This window comes from Streptococcus mitis (assembly GCF_022137125.1).
In the GTDB taxonomy this organism is placed as follows: Bacteria; Bacillota; Bacilli; order Lactobacillales; family Streptococcaceae; genus Streptococcus; species Streptococcus mitis_CE.
The window spans coordinates 89900-105692 of the sequence record NZ_JAKNEQ010000001.1 but is presented as its reverse complement, the minus strand read 5'-3'; the positions used below and the strand labels follow the sequence as shown (position 1 = coordinate 105692).

General features: G+C 38.6%; 14 protein-coding genes. 2 read left to right on the top strand and 12 right to left on the bottom strand.

Features of this window, described 5'->3' with window-relative positions:
• Positions 1 to 3 precede the first annotated feature (3 nt).
• Positions 4 to 2061: a penicillin-binding protein PBP2B gene (pbp2b, locus tag L0P31_RS00535; RefSeq protein ID WP_238095316.1), complete on the bottom strand. Its 2058-nt coding sequence runs from the start codon at positions 2059 to 2061 to the stop codon at positions 4 to 6.
• Positions 2062 to 2253: 192 nt separating this feature from the next.
• Between pbp2b and L0P31_RS00530 the strand changes: the two genes are divergently transcribed.
• Positions 2254 to 3105, top strand: a complete 852-nt coding sequence (locus L0P31_RS00530; RefSeq protein ID WP_238095314.1) for a MurR/RpiR family transcriptional regulator — start codon at positions 2254 to 2256, stop codon at positions 3103 to 3105.
• Between the two features lie 61 nt (positions 3106 to 3166).
• On the opposite strand, the gene L0P31_RS00525 is transcribed toward L0P31_RS00530, so the two are convergent.
• From L0P31_RS00525 to L0P31_RS00480, 10 genes are all read right to left on the bottom strand, one after another.
• Positions 3167 to 3517, bottom strand: a complete 351-nt coding sequence (locus L0P31_RS00525) for a type II toxin-antitoxin system RelE/ParE family toxin (protein WP_023946143.1) — start codon at positions 3515 to 3517, stop codon at positions 3167 to 3169.
• On the bottom strand, positions 3507 to 3794 hold the full coding sequence (relB, locus tag L0P31_RS00520) for a type II toxin-antitoxin system RelB/ParD family antitoxin (protein ID WP_000951987.1): 288 nt from the start codon (positions 3792 to 3794) through the stop codon (positions 3507 to 3509). The genes L0P31_RS00525 and relB overlap by 11 nt, the downstream gene beginning before the upstream one ends.
• 96 nt (positions 3795 to 3890) lie before the next feature.
• A complete protein-coding gene (locus tag L0P31_RS00515; protein ID WP_238095311.1) occupies positions 3891 to 4775 on the bottom strand; it encodes an ROK family protein in 885 nt (294 codons plus the stop codon).
• Between the two features lie 15 nt (positions 4776 to 4790).
• The gene (locus L0P31_RS00510) at positions 4791 to 5708 is read right to left on the bottom strand and encodes a dihydrodipicolinate synthase family protein (RefSeq protein WP_238095309.1); all 918 of its coding nucleotides are present in this window, start codon (positions 5706 to 5708) and stop codon (positions 4791 to 4793) included.
• 172 nt (positions 5709 to 5880) lie between these two features.
• Positions 5881 to 6525 (bottom strand): YesL family protein, encoded by a 645-nt coding sequence (locus L0P31_RS00505; RefSeq protein ID WP_000057476.1) that lies wholly within the window; start codon positions 6523 to 6525, stop codon positions 5881 to 5883.
• A gap of 19 nt (positions 6526 to 6544) precedes the next feature.
• Complete coding sequence (locus L0P31_RS00500; protein ID WP_000575452.1) at positions 6545 to 6997, bottom strand: NanQ anomerase/TabA/YiaL family protein; 453 nt, start codon at positions 6995 to 6997, stop codon at positions 6545 to 6547.
• Between the two features lie 171 nt (positions 6998 to 7168).
• Positions 7169 to 8008: a carbohydrate ABC transporter permease gene (locus tag L0P31_RS00495; RefSeq protein WP_001192117.1), complete on the bottom strand. Its 840-nt coding sequence runs from the start codon at positions 8006 to 8008 to the stop codon at positions 7169 to 7171.
• 15 nt (positions 8009 to 8023) lie between these two features.
• Positions 8024 to 8890 (bottom strand): carbohydrate ABC transporter permease, encoded by an 867-nt coding sequence (locus L0P31_RS00490; protein WP_153193231.1) that lies wholly within the window; start codon positions 8888 to 8890, stop codon positions 8024 to 8026.
• A 221-nt stretch (positions 8891 to 9111) separates the two neighbouring features.
• Complete coding sequence (locus tag L0P31_RS00485) at positions 9112 to 10440, bottom strand: ABC transporter substrate-binding protein (RefSeq protein WP_238095307.1); 1329 nt, start codon at positions 10438 to 10440, stop codon at positions 9112 to 9114.
• A gap of 114 nt (positions 10441 to 10554) precedes the next feature.
• On the bottom strand, positions 10555 to 11253 hold the full coding sequence (locus tag L0P31_RS00480; RefSeq protein ID WP_049539978.1) for an N-acetylmannosamine-6-phosphate 2-epimerase: 699 nt from the start codon (positions 11251 to 11253) through the stop codon (positions 10555 to 10557).
• A 252-nt stretch (positions 11254 to 11505) separates the two neighbouring features.
• On the opposite strand from L0P31_RS00480, the gene L0P31_RS00475 reads away from it, so the two are divergent.
• Positions 11506 to 12360 carry a hypothetical protein gene (locus tag L0P31_RS00475; RefSeq protein WP_238095305.1) on the top strand — a complete coding sequence of 285 codons (855 nt, stop codon included), beginning with the start codon at positions 11506 to 11508 and terminating at the stop codon, positions 12358 to 12360.
• Positions 12361 to 12437: 77 nt separating this feature from the next.
• On the opposite strand, the gene L0P31_RS00470 is transcribed toward L0P31_RS00475, so the two are convergent.
• On the bottom strand, positions 12438 to 15362 hold the full coding sequence (locus L0P31_RS00470; protein ID WP_238095303.1) for an SIALI-17 repeat-containing surface protein: 2925 nt from the start codon (positions 15360 to 15362) through the stop codon (positions 12438 to 12440).
• Positions 15363 to 15793 lie beyond the last annotated feature (431 nt).

The following is a 15793-nucleotide window of genomic DNA, read 5'->3' as shown; positions in this document are numbered from 1 at the left end:
TTTCTAATTCATTGGATGATGTTGGTTATAGAGGTTGATAATATCGCGCGCAATGGAAGGGCCGACACCATTTGTAAGATTGGTGTTATGTGGAAAGACAACGGCTACAGCGATTTGAGGATTATCTGATGGGGCATAGGCCACCGCGTTGGTATTGTTGGCTTCTTGACCTCCTGCAACATAACTTTCGGCAGTACCTGTTTTCCCACTAATGGATACAGCTGCACCATTGGAAAAGGCACGACCTGTCGTCAGAGCACTCCCACCATGTGAAACTTGATAAAATCCTTGTTGGAGGATGGAAACATCAGACTCAGAAATATTAATTTTATTCATTTCCTTGGTTTCAACAGATTGGATCAAGTTCCCTAAACCACCTTGTTCGTTGTTTCCATAAATCCCCTCGACAATGTGAGGTGCAATTCGAACACCGTTGTTGGCAATAGTTCCAACGTACTGGGCCAATTGCATAGGGGTATAGTTATCAAACTGACCAAATGCATTGGTAATGTAATTAGCAAAATTATACTCTTTTGGTATAAAACCAGTTGACTCATCTGGAAGGTCAATGCCTGTTGAGGCTCCAAGACCATATTCAGCAAATGTCGAACGAAGTTTCCCCATAGCTGATTCCAAATTACTAGTTCCAACAAACATATTAGGTTGATAGGTCTGTCCCATAATTCCCAAAGCCGTTTGAACCATGTATGTATTAGAAGAATACTCCAAGGCTTCCACAGCTGTAATTGGGAATGAACCGTAGGCCTGAGTGTACCAAGAATTAATCGGAGCTGAACCTTGGAAGACAATCGGTTGATCTGTCAAGGTTTGGTTCCCTGACAAGACTCCATTTTCCCAACCAGAGCTGATAGTTGCGGCCTTGACAACCGAACCTGGGACAAAGACATTGGTCACCGTTCCCAAGGAATCAGGCGTTAGCTCTCCCGTTTTCAAGTCATGTTTGAGACCTGACATAGACAAAACTGCACCTGTTTTGGGATTCAAAGCAACTGCATAAACACCTTCAGAATATCTAGCTCCTCCATTTCCTAACTCGGAATTGAAGTAACTTTTAAGAAGATTATCCACACTATCTTGGAAGGCCAAATCAATGGTCAGTTTAATATTGTTCCCTTTGCTACCGTCTTCGATATTTTCAACACTTTCCATGTTACCGTACTTATCTAGATGGATTTCTTTCACCGAACGTTTTCCTTGCAGGGTTTCCTCGTATTGTTTTTCTAGATAAGAGGTTCCAACACGGTCATTTAGAGAATAGCCCTTTTTAATATAAGCATCTGCTTCTTCAGCTGGGAGACCAGCTTTTTCACTAGATACACTTCCTACTATAGAAGAAAGTGAAGTTTCTAGAACTTTTCGATCCCACGAAGTCGAAATACTAATACCAGGTAAATTCTTAGAAGCCGAAGCAATCAAGGCAATCTGTGTATCTGTCAAGGAGTCTGTCGCAATGGTCCCTGTCGCAAAATTTCCAACTGCATTGAGTTGGCTAAAGAGGTAAATTTCTTTCTTTTCGTCATCCGAGTAGGCCAATTGGCTTGGATCGATACTTTCAACAGTATTATTGTAAAGCTCGGATTCAGATAATTGATTGCCATCAGAATCAAATCGCTTCTCACGTGGTAAACTTTCCACTGCTTTCTTATAGACATCTTGATCTGCTAGGTAATAGTCCGCCAACTGTCGATCAGTCAATGTTGGAGAAGTAACTCCCACATAGGCCAGCAACTTCTTGGCTGTTTCTTTTAAATCTGCAGCCGTCATTTTGTTGTTTCGAGTAAAGGAAACAACTTGTTTCACAGTATTTTCAACCAAAGGCTTGCCGCTGGCATCATAAATTTCGCCCCGAGCCGAACTAGTGGTCACCTTTGTTTTACTAGCCGATGCTAATTTTGTCTCATAAAAATCCTTGTTCAAAACCTGCATATAAAGCAGGCGACCTATAATGGCCATAAAGAGCAAAATGACGATTGAAAACAATAAATTAAGCCGAATCGGAATCGAATGGCTGTTAAATTTTCTCATACAAATCAGTCTCATTTCTAACTTAAAGTCTTACTCTTAATTGTACCACAATTTGAGCAGAAAATTATGGAAAAGCAAGAAGCTTTTTTCGTTTTTACGGCAAGATACGTTTTTATTTATTCATCCCTATATTATATGTTATAATGAATGTAAAAGTTCAATAATCTAGCCTTTTTCCAATACGACTCATTTAAAGGAGCCTTCCCTATGGACAAACCAGATATCGCAACTGTCATTGATTCACATTTTGAAGAAATGACAGACCTAGAGCAAGAAATCGCTCGCTATTTTTTGCAAGCTGAAACGATTACAGATGATTTATCTTCCCAACAGGTTACTCAAAAATTACATATCTCCCAGGCTGCTCTGACCCGCTTTGCTAAAAAGTGTGGCTTTACTGGCTACCGAGAATTCATTTTCCAATACCAACATCAGGCAGAAAATCAAGCCAACCAAGTCTCCAAGCACAGTCCACTGACCAAACGAGTCCTCAGAAGCTATAGCAATATGAGGGAACAAACACAAGACTTGATTGACGAAGTCCAACTAGAACGAATTGCCCAATTAATCGAAGATGCTGAGCGTGTCTACTTCTTCGGAACAGGGAGTTCTGGCCTTGTAGCTCGTGAAATGAAATTGCGCTTCATGCGTCTGGGTGTGGTCTGCGAGGCCTTGACCGATCAAGATGGCTTTGCTTGGACAACCAGCATTATGGACGAAAATTGTCTCGTACTTGGTTTCTCACTTTCTGGCACAACTCCCTCTATTTTAGACAGTTTATTAGACGCTAAGGATATGGGGGCAAAGACTGTACTCTTTTCAAGTGTTCCCAATAAAGATAGTCAGGTCTACACAGAGACTGTTCTTGTAGCCACCCACAGCCAGCCTTCCTATATCCAACGAATATCCGCTCAACTTCCTATGCTCTTCTTTATCGATTTGATTTATGCCTACTTTTTGGAAATCAATCGTGAAAACAAGGAAAAAATCTTTAATAGCTACTGGGAAAATAAAAAACTCAATGGCTATCGTAGACAAAAACGCATCAGAAAATCCTAGTTTGGCTGAGCCAAACTAGGATTTTTATTCATCAGCAAACATACCTCTTCAAGATTATGAATTAGTCATATCTTGACTTAGTCTTGAATAATTTCATGTAATCACTTTTTGAAGGGAGTAAATAAGAAAGCCTGACGGTATCCTCAACAATTGTATATAATACGATGTAATCCTTACTCAAGGTCAATCCTCGCGTTTGGTAGCGAGGATCTAATTTCTTACCAAATTTTTCATCAGCATCAAATCCAGCTTGGGGGAAAATTTCTAGCCGATTAATATCTTTTCTAATACTCGCCACTTTTCGTCTCGCAGCCTCTACAGAACCGATTTCCTCTGCTATATACTGATATATTTTATCCAGACTATCAATCACTTTAGGAGAATACAAAATCCGATATTTTTTATAATCCATAGCGTGTCACGACATCCTCATCTGTCAAGTAATTTCCAGCCTCAATCTTGGCATAACTTTCTTGAACTTCTGCTTGTAATTGTCTAAACAAATACTCCTTCTCTAATTCCTCTTCACTAAGTAAATCTACTTCATTTGTTACGGCAACATTCTTTAAAAATAATCTAAGTGCTGATGAAAGAGAGAGATTTTGTTCTTTTAACACTTCCATTGCATCATTTACCAATTCTCTATTAGCTTGGAAGGTCACAATTTTACTTGAATTTGCTATAGCCATTTTATATAATTCCTTTATATATTTTATTTATTATCTCACAATTATAAAGAAAGTCAAGAGGATTTGATTAGAAAATCCTAGTTTGGCTAAGCCAAACTAGGATTGTTTTGTTTTAAAATGATAGTAGGCACCCAACATACCTGCTGTATTTTGGTGATGAGCAAATTCTAATCGTGTTTTTTCTGCTAAACTTGGTACCAAAGCATCTTTCAAAGCTTTTCGAATTTTAGGCTTGAGAATAGCTTCTTGCCCCATGATACCACCACCGAGAATGACCACTTCTGGATTGGCCACATAGCAAATATTTGCCAGACCTTTCCCAAGGTAATCTACCATGCGGTCAATACCAGCCATGCAGAGTTTATTGCCTTCTGTAGCTTCCTTAAAGATACGACGACCATTCCACTGGTCAACTGGATCTCCATGACCTGCTGCTACATACTCCACCAAGGCTGTTGTAGAAGCCAAATCTTGGAACGCTCCATCCTGCATATGCATATAACCGACTTCACAGGCTGAATTGCTAAATCCATGGAAGACTTTCCCATCCATAATTAAACAACCACCGATACCTGTTCCAATGGTCAAGCAAAGGGTGACACTCGCTCCCTTGCCTGAACCAGATACTGCCTCAGCAAGACCTGCACAGTTGACATCATTTTCAATTTCACAAGGAATAGTAAAGCTAGTCTCAATTTCCTTCTTGAACTGGGTTCCTGCATAATTCGGGATTTGAGGCCCAGCGTAGAAAATCTCACCCTTGTCAGGATCCACCATTCCTGCAGAAGAAATGGCAACACCTGCTACTGGGCCTTTTTCTAAATAGCTGGCTACGATATCTTTGGTCTTTTGTAAGATATGAGGTCCACCCTTATGCGCCTCTGTTGGCATTTCATGCGATTCAACAAGTTGTCCTTCTTGGTCAATTAAACCGTATTTGATATTAGTTCCACCAATATCGATTGCAACGTAATTAGTCATAAAGCCTCCTATTGATTAGAGGAAACGCTCCTTAGTTTCACGAATCAATTGAGCAGCTGCTTCTACAACTGGACGATCTTCTTCGGTCACTGGTGTAAGTGGAGAACGAACTGATCCGATGTTAAGTCCTTCATTGATTTTCAAGACTTCTTTAATTACACAGTACATATTCCCATGAGCTGCAGTCAATTTACCGATGATAGCGTTGATAGCGTATTGCAATTCGCGAGCTGTTTCTAGGTCTTTATCCGCAATCAATTGGTTGAGTTTCAAGAAGAGTTCTGGCATAGCACCATAAGTACCACCGATACCAGCTTTTGCTCCCATGAGACGTCCGCCTAGGAATTGTTCGTCTGGACCGTTAAAGACGATATGGTCATCGCCACCAAGGCTAACAAAAGTTTGGATATCTTGAACTGGCATTGAAGAGTTCTTAACACCGATAACACGTGGGTTTTTCAACATTTCTGTGTAAAGACTTGGAGTCAAAGCAACACCTGCCAATTGAGGAATGTTGTAGATAACATAGTCTGTATTTGGTGCTGCAGCACTGATGTCGTTCCAGTATTTAGCAACTGAGTACTCAGGCAAACGGAAGTAAATTGGTGGGATTGTTGCAATAGCATCAACACCCAAGCTTTCTGCATGACGAGCCAATTCAATACTATCTTTGGTATTGTTACAAGCTACGTGAGCAATGATGGTCAATTTACCTTTGGCAACTGCCATAACTTCTTCTAAGATCAATTTACGGTCTTCTACACTTTGGTAGATACATTCACCAGAAGAACCATTGACATAGAGACCTTGAACACCTTTATCAATGAAGTATTGAACCAAGGCACGCGTACGCTCTGGACTTACTTCTCCTTGATCATCATAACATGCGTAAAAGGCTGGAATGACACCTTCGTATTTTTTTAAATCTGACATAGATTTTCTCCTAAGTTTTCTTTTTTTCTGCTAAAAGCAGGATTTATTCTTTACGTGTTTAGTATACACCTTGTGAAAAGCGCTTTCAATATCTTGTGTACACTTAGATTTTAGTTTCGATATGTATTTTGAAATGTTTATGGCTTGAAAGTAGTTTCAGAAACAAGCCATCCTATTGGTATTTTGCGAAAATTTTCTCCATCAATCCAGTCTGGATAAAGACCAATAGTCCAAACCCAAAAAGCAGGAAGGCTGAGCCACCTAAAAGTAAACTGAAGGCAGACAGATAAAGAACCATCACAATGAGAAAGAGAATAACTAACATGAGGAAGAACCAAGGAAAGTTAAAACTTGCCAAGATAAGTCCTTTTTGTAGCACTTCTTTCCAAGTCAAATCATAGCGCGCAGCTATGGGGTAGCTAGCCAACATCACGATAGTGAGGAAGATAAGAACACCTAGACAAATAGCTTTTACCATTTGGAAAGGCATAGCTGTCTGCCCCCAAAAAAGATAGAGGTCTAAAATACTTAATGAGACGATACCCAACTCAAGCAGACCTAACTGAAGACCTAGTTTCAGATTTTGCTTGAAAGCTCTTAGATAGATTTTAAAGACAGGCACACGTCTACTCTTCTTAATCTCAAACATAGTCTCGTAAAGGCTAATTTTAGCCACTCCAATCGTCACGATGGGCAAACAAGAGACAACAAAAAGAAGATTGGCTGTCACGATATCCAAGACCTTCTCACTAAAACGCATGAGAAAGTTATCTGTATCAAATGCTGCCTTGATAAGGCTTACTCCTTTTTGTGCCATGTCTACTCCTCCTGAGTTTTTAATCAATCAAAATTTTAAAGAGATATTTGCGAACCTTCTCTTCCATACCTGCATAGCCATTTGGCTGGTGTGGTTCTCCTGGGAAGAAAATCGCAAAATTGTGATAACCCAACAAGAGTGGGTAGTGTTCATGACAATGCACAAAGCCAATGTCACTTGCTTCGTCGAATGCTACTGCCTCGTCTTTGATACGTGAACCGTAACTCGAATATTCATGTCCTTCTACCAGCAAATGCAAATCTGCATAGTTCTGATGATGCTCAAATTGATCATTTTCAGCTTGATTGAGGACATTTTCCTGAACAACTAGAAAGACCTTGTCCCCATCAATCTCATACTTTCCTAATTCGAAAGAATCCTTACGGTGCTGATAGAGATAGTCGATAGCCTTGTCTAGATTGGGATGAATTCCTTTGTAAAAGGTGATGTTTTTCAAATCGTCAAAAATCATACTCTTTCCTTCGTTTCTGATAGTTAACTAAAATCATTCTTAAGTTGATAAGTGTCTAACAAAATCTCTAAGGTAAGCAAATACCCAACATTTTGTAGACACTTATAACATCTATATTTCCATAGCATGTCAAGACCACTTCCGCAATCTTGACACACCAGTTTACTTTTCTTAACCTTTGACCGCTCCCATGGTAATACCTTGAGTAAAGGATTTTTGGAAGACTAGGAAGACTGTTACGATTGGCACAGCAGCAAGAGCTGCACCTGCCATGATCAAACCATAGTTGGTTGCCATTTCAGCCTGCATAGTCGCAACACCGAGTGAAATGGTCAAATTATTACGTGAAGTCAACATTACCAACTGCATGAAGTAGTCGTTCCATGTATTGATGAAGGTAAAGATTGCAAGTGCTGCAAATCCTGGTTTCACAATTGGGAAGGCTACGCTCCAGAAGGTACGAATCTCACCACAACCGTCGATTTTAGCTGATTCAAGCAACTCTGTAGGAATATTCTCACTGAACTGTTTCATGAGGAAGACCCCGAATGGCCATCCAATCAAAGGCAAGATAACTGCCCAGAGAGTATCGTGAATTCCCATGAAGTTGACGATACGTACCAATGGTACAAGGACAACTTGTTTTGGAAGTGCCATAGCAGCAATAAAGATTGCAAAGAGAATACGTTGCCCATAGAAACGTTTTTTAGCCAATACATAACCTGCTAGAGATGAGGTCGCACAGACTAAGAACATGGTTACCAATGAGATAAACACAGAGTTCCACATCCACTGCATAGCAGGGTTTTGCACCATGAGTTGTTGGAAGTTTTCCATGGTTGGCATTTTAGGGAACCATTGTGGTGGAATAACGATGGTATCAGGTTGTGATTTGAAGGCCCCTGTCAAAATCCAGTAGAATGGAAAGATGAACAGCACGGTCAACAAGAGCAAGATAATAGTTGAAATAACAGTGAAAGCTGTTATAGGTTTCTTTTGTGTAGATTGCATAGCTGTCTCCTTTCTTTAATATTCTACGTCATTTCCGAGCGCCTTAAATTGAACAAAGCTTACAATAGCAATCATGACTGCCAAGAAGACACCAATGGTATTAGCATACCCGTATTCGGTCAATTGGAAGGCTTTTTCGTAAAGGTAGTACATCAAGGTACTTGTTGAGTAGTTTGGCCCACCAGATGTTAATAGTTGAATCAAGGCGAAAACTTGAAATGAGTTAATTGTTGTGATGATTGCGATGTAGAGAGTTGTTGGAAGAAGGCTTGGCCATTTAATCTTCCAGAAAACTTGAAATTCAGTTGCACCGTCTACACGAGCCGCTTCAACCAGTGAATTGTCAATATTCCCCATAGCAGCTATGTAGAGGATGATTGGTTGACCAACTGAAGTTGTCAAGAGGATAATCATAATTGCCAGTAATGCCCAGTGTTTATCTCCCAACCAAGAAATATTCTGGCTGATGATATGGCTTGACTTAAGGACAAAGTTTAGAATCCCTGATAATGGGTCATAAATCCATTTCCAAACAACTGTTACGGCAACACTACCTGTTACAACAGGAAGGAAGAAGACGAAACGGTAGAAAGATCTGGCAATAGCATTTTGATGGTAGGTTTGCGACGCCACAAAGAGCGAAAAGAGAACAACAATCGGTACAGATCCAACAACCAAAATAACTGTGTTAATCAAAGACTTCATAAAGACAGGGTCTTTAAACATACGAATGTAGTTGTCCAAACCCACAAACTCAAATTTAGTCATTGAATAGTTAAAGAAACTTGTAATGAATCCCATAATCATAGGAACCAATACAAAGATAACAAAGAAGAATAATACTGGTGCTAAGAAAGCGTAGGAAATCACTGTTTCCCGCATACGAATTTTATTGACTTTCACAGTCGGCACCTCTCTTTCACAAATAGAATATTTTGGATTTTCTTGAACAGTTTTAAAATCAAAATGAAATTTTTTAAGATTCGCTTATGTAAGAACTTCATTTTAATTTCGTGACAGTTTCTGATATTTCAAATAAAATCCTCCCTTTTCTTACATAGATTATGCATAGGGAAAAGGGAGGAGTCAATCTGATTCAGTGCTTATTGTTTTGTAGCTTTTTTAATTGTTTCGTTAGCTTTTTCAGTGAAGGCTTTTAAAGCATCCGCTGGTTTTTGATCGCCATTTGAAACTGATTGCAACATTGGGAACCATAGAGTTCTCATTTCTGCAAAACCATCAATTGTATTGTAGTATGGTGAGTAGTATTTAGTCCAACCACTGATTGTTTCCATACGTTTATCTTCATAAAGTTTTCCAAATGAAGTACGAACTGGGAAGGCACCTGTACGAACAACGTCTTTTGGACCCCATTCTTTGTCATCCGCGATGAATTGAACGAATTTCTTAGATGCTGCAACTTTCTTGTCGTCTTTGTTGTTGAATACTGCAAATCCGTTTACAAGGTATTCAAGAGCTGGTTTACCTGAATCTGATGGGAATGGTACTTCTACCACTTCTACTTTACTTGCTTCCAAGAGTTTAGCTTGGATACCGTTTTGAGCTGGCGCCCAAAGGATTGTGTAAGATGTTTGACCGTTGGCAAAGTTTTGGATATCTGCTCCACCGTCAAATTGTGAACCATTGTTCAACAAACCGTCTTTGATCCAGCTAGCTGCTTTTTCAAGACCTTTGACAAATTTAGGATCATCAGTTGTATATTTTGTTACATCTTTATCTGTTACAGAACCGCCGTAAAGGTTTGAGATGAAGGCACGTGTTCCTTGGTCTCCCCCTTGACCAGAACTGAACAATGAACCTGGTGTGTAGCCTTTATCTTTAAGCGCTTTCAAAACTTTTTCAAAATCATCAGTTGTCCAACCTTCTTTTACAAGGTTCGCAACTCCAGCATCTTCCAACATTTTCTTGTTCATGGCCATGTAGAATGGTGCTGAACTGATTGGATACATATAAGCTTTGTCTCCAGCTTTACTTGCTTTTACGATGTTTTCATTGTTGACATCTTTAACAAAGTCATCTGTGAAGAGGTCATTCAAGTCAGCCAATTTACCATTTTTACCGTATTGGATGATACGTCCTGGTGCGTCAAAAAGGACGTCCGGAGCTGTACCTGCTTCGATAGCTGTAGTGATTTTTTCTGGACCTGACTTAAAGTCAATTGTTTCCAATTTCACTTCTACATCTGGGTTTGCTTTTTCAAAGGCTTCGATGATAGATTTTTCATATGTTCCAACACCGTCACCAGTTTTTTCTTGAGTGAAGACTGGGAATGCCCACCAAGTGATTTCTGTTTTTCCGCTATCTCCACCAGATTTTCCAGCATCTTTACTTCCGCCAGAATTTCCACATGCAGCAAGGCCAAGAATCGCAGCACCCGCAAGTACTGTACAAGCTAGTTTTCTAAATTTCATTTGTATTCTCCTAATTGATAAGCGTATCCATATTGGATAATGAGTAAGTTTTTATTTGTATCCGTTTTCATTTTATCCGACGCATCCACCACTCTCCTCTGCTTTGAGATTGTGTTATTTAAGACCAGCAACGAAGCGTTCTGTAATCTCTTTTGGTCTAGTAATGGCACCACCAACAACGATACCTCTCACTCCATATCCAAGGATTTGTTTGGCTTGTTCTGGTGTATGAATTTTTCCTTCTGCAATGACATCCACGCCAGCATCACAGAGTTTTTTGATCAATTCAAAATCTGGTCCGTCCACTTTTGGACTATAAGATGTATAGCCTGATAAGGTTGTTCCGACAAAGTCAATTCCTGCTTCTACTGCTGCTAGTCCTTCTTCGAAAGTACTTGTGTCAGCCATCAAGAGCTGGTTAGGGTATTTCTCCTTAACCTGACGGATAAACTCCTGAATCTCTAAACCATCGTAGCGTTCACGCTTGGTACAATCCAGAGCAATCACCTCGATGTCCAGTTCTGCCAATTCATCAACTTCTTTCATGGTAGCCGTGATGAAGGGTTCTTGTGGCGGATAATCTCGTTTGATAATCCCGATAATCGGAAGTTTTGTAACCTCCTTGATTTCCTTGATATCACGAACACTGTTTGCTCGGATACCGACTGCTCCACCTTGCTCAGCCGCTTTGACCAGCAAGGGAATGACTCCTCCCGCTTCTGTATAAAGCGGTTCGTGAGGAAGGGCCTGACAAGAAACGATGATTCCATCTTTGATTTGTTCAATCAAGGCTTCTTTAGTAATCTGTGGCATCCTCTTTCCTCCTTTTCTTTGTTCTTATGAGGTCATTATATACCATTTGTTAAGCGCTTTCAATACTTTGTCATAGAATAGATTTCAGTTTCAAAAGTATTTTATAGAACAGCTGTTTCTGAAAGTAGTTTCAGAGAATTACGATTCCAATATTCTATAGAAATTTATTGTATCTATTAATCTGTTGAGTAGACCTATCTTTTTAAAAAGTGTATAATAAAAAACAAATATAATGATTGGATGCGACTGCTAATGGACGAACTAAAAAAGGTTATTACAGATTTAATTGGCAAAGATACTCTAAGTTCTTTCCTTCAACAATTTCCTAACTATTTTCCAATTATACAAAATAATCCCTATTTTTCAAATATAACTACAGGATTAATTATCAATACTATTTGGCAAGCTTTTCAATATAAAAATAATGATTTTAAGATTAATGATGTTATTTTAGAGGAAAAACACGTTCAGAAAAAAGACATAAAAGCTTCAATACCTCTAAGAAATTATTCATCACTTTCGAAGGGGAATCATACTTTTCCATATTTCGCTTTCTCAGAAATAGGTAATCTTCAATTTACTATAAATCAAAACACAAAATTGAAAAGTGTGAAATTAATTTATTCAATAGATGACCAACTTGAAAAGATTGATAATATTGAAAATTTGACTAATGTACTTAAATTTGAAAAATTAAAGCAAAAAAGTAGAAAAAATGAAAAAATTTTTCATTCTGATTGCCCATTAGTATTCTCTTCTGAAAATAAATTTCGATTTAAAAATTTTCTTGTTTGTGTAGACACAGGAAAAAAAGGTTATGATTGCTTTATCATCCAAACATTCCAAGCTGCACTATTTGAGTATTTCGTATTATGTGAAATCAATTCCAATTTAGAATTTGAAAATTTCAAAATTATTTTTCCTACGTATTCATTAAAAAATAGATTTAAAATGCAACATAGAATTATACGGTTAGATAATTTGGATTCACTAGTAGATGATTTTATCATTGATGGTAATTCATATAAAACTGGTGTACATACGCTTCATTTTAAAAATTTTGTAAAATTTTTGTACGATGCATATAACTTTCAACAATGTGACTAATTTAAAAAGAGGTAAGGTTATTTTATTCCCATTACCTCTTTCTATTTTTACAAAGCCAAATGATTAAAATTATTCTCTTATTCTTCTCTCTTTTTCCCCATTGCAAACAATCCAAGGAAGAAACCTATTAGTCCTAGGGAGGTAAGGACTACATTCTCCTTCTCCCCTGTACCAGGAAGTATCTGCTGAGCAAGAGTTACAGGAGAATCTGCTCCCTTATATTCTGCAAATTCATGTACAGCTACATCGGCTACATTCGTACCAACTTTGTACCTAGGGATTTCATGAACTGCTGTCTCCGCACCATTCACGCCACCTCTAAAATCTGGCTTAGCTACTGTAGGGGCTGGAGAATCTCCTAATGTGGATAGAACACCGCTGTACTCTGGAACTTCTGTAACAAGTGATTCGTCTCCGTTCACTCCGCCTGTAAAGGCATACTGTTCAACTGTTGGAGCCAATTCTTCTCCTGAGCTTGATAATGTATCACCCATATACTCTGGCTTAGCTACTGTAGGAGCTGGAGAATCTCCTAATGTAGATAGAACACCGCTATACTCTGGAACTTCTGTAACAAGTGAGTCGCCTCCATTCACTCCGCCTGTGAAGTCTGAAATGTGATGAACCTCAGCATCTGCTCCATTGACCCCGCCTCTAAACTCTGGCTTAGCTACTGTAGGAGCTGGAAAGTCTCCTAATGTGGATAGAACACCGCTATACTCTGGAACTTCTGTAACAAGAGATTCGCTTCCATTCACTCCGCCTGTGAAGTCTGGCTTATCTACTGTAGGAGCTGCAAAGTCACCAGATGTACCTAAAATACCAGAATCTTCTTTTCCACTATCTTTTTTTGGATCTAATTTCCCAGCTAAATCCTTATCCGAATCCTTCTTAGAAGGTTCCACTTCTTTATCTTCCACATAGACAGGATCTTTTGGTTGACCCTCAATATAAGAACGAACCCAATCCAGCTGCTCTTTTGATAAGACTAAACCACCACTGCGGCTTCCTACAACACCATTTTGGTGAACTCCAATTAAAGCACCTTTATCATTATAAAGACCACCACCAGACGCTCCAGGTTTCGTACCTCCATAGCTAATTCCCTCTATTCCAGAACCGAAGTCTGTAGTTCCTACTACTTTGCTATCTAAAACTGGACTTAGCTTGTTATCTGGAAAACCATAGACCGAAACTGAATTCCCCTCTACAACTTTTGAAGATTGTTTTACAACCTCTACAGGAGTTACTTCTTTTACTGCTTCTTTTAACCGAACCAAAGCTAAGTCATTTTTAAATCCAAATACTGAATCTTTCTTATTCCAATAAACAATATCATCATCTGAAAAATTCACAGATAACCCATTCGGTACGGTTGCTTTATACACCGTATTGGTGCGACCAGATTTAGTAATTACTTCAGAACCTTTAACTGTTAAGAAATTATGAGCGACTGTTAATACCAAATTTGGTGCAATTAAAGTACCTGACCCCGACCCATCTGGCGTTTGAATGTGCATTGTAGCATAGAAATTTTCTGGACCATTCGGAGCTTGTAATACCTCTTTACTAGGCACAGGTAAGTTCGATTTACCACTCAAATCAACCTTACCAACTTCAGTTCTTGCAAAATCCGAAGAAGACGTAGATGGAGGAGTTACCGAATCTACTACCGCTCTTATAATTGTATCACCCAAAGCTAACTTACTTACATATTCATCAGACCAACTTGTATCACTTGCTAATTTGTTAATTGGCACTCCGTTATAGGATACTACTTTAGCTGTTGGGGAAGTTGCTATTAACTGTTTGAAGTCTGGATTTTGTCTTAAATGAAAATTCAAACCACTTCCAACAGGACCTTCCTGAACAACCTTATCTGAAATCAAGCGAGTTCCTTTAGTATCTTCCACTCGAAGTAAAACACGACCTTTTTCTTCACCTTTTACTAAAGTAGCTCGACCTTTTTCATCAAAACTATACAAAGCACCATCAATCTCAGACTCTACATCTTTTAAAGCTATATGATTTTCATCATAGTAGTAACGGTTTGCACCATCTATATACCAACCCTTTATACCATATTTATCAATCATAGAACGAATCCAAGCTCTGTGCTTTTCCGTAAAGATAGTACCACCGCCAATACGCTCACTCTCAGGAGCGTTTGAAGTATTTGTTCCGTGCTGGTGGATACCGACTACCTCTCCCTTATCATTAAACAAAGGAGCACCTGAAAAACCTCCTAAAGCTGAGGAATGATAAGTGACTGCACCATTATCTTTATTGATACTGCTCACAGTTGTTGAGACTGAATAAGCCTTACCGTCTTTCAATCGAGCTTTATTTTCTTTACTTAAATTTGGAGTAGAAAAATCATTGGGATATCCGACCATAGTGATTTTATCACCAGTAGAAACCTCTTTATCACTCAACTCTCTTGGAGAGTCCTCACCTCCCGTCATAGCTTCTACAGGCTTTTTAGTAACTACTACCGCTAAGTCATTACCATATTCTTTACCAAAATTCTTCTCATCATACAAATGAATAGAGTCTTTTTCAAGAGACTCGGATACCCCTGATGTGGGTACTTTGTTACTCTTCTCTGTTTCTGAGTTCATCACAACATAACTACGAGCAGACTCTCCACCACGTAAGACCGCAGACTTGTCTTCTTGATTTTTATCATAGTAATTATGAGCTACTGTCACCATGACATTTGGCGCTACAAAGACACCACTACCAGAAGCCGTTTGTTTTCCACTTGTTCCGCTATCATAAGTGGTGTAAGTCATAGCAACACCTTCTGCAGATTTACTATGAACATCCACATCTTTTATATCGTTACCACCCTGAATAACATCAGCAGCAACGACTCCACCACCAATAACTGGTAAGTCTGGTGCAGCTAATCCAATCACTGCAGATAGTGTCAAACAACCAACCAAACCATAAGCTTTGGATTTACGAAATTTTCCCAAACCTTTTAAACATACAAACATGCATTACCTCACTTTAACTTTCAAAGTTAATTTATCCAAGTATATTCTAAAAAATAAAATATTACAGTTTCCATTAGCATAACACTCTCTACTTTGATTCTTACAATAAAAATAGCTATAGATTATTTTGTTGCTTTACAAATGCTATTTAAGTACTGTATCTACAGGAATATCGTTTTTACAAGATATTAGCCTAATCAGAAAACCATGTTATACATAAACTTATATATAAATGTTCATTTGTAGCGAAACTGTATATTTTCTTATAAATTATAACATATTTCACAGACGCTTTCCAATGTATTGAAATAGCTTATACCCAACTAGATAGAAAATGAATTGTTTGACACCACAGCCCAGAAAAAAACTCATACTCAATAAAAATCAAAGAGCAAACTAGGAAGCTAGCCGCAGGCTACTCAAGACACTGT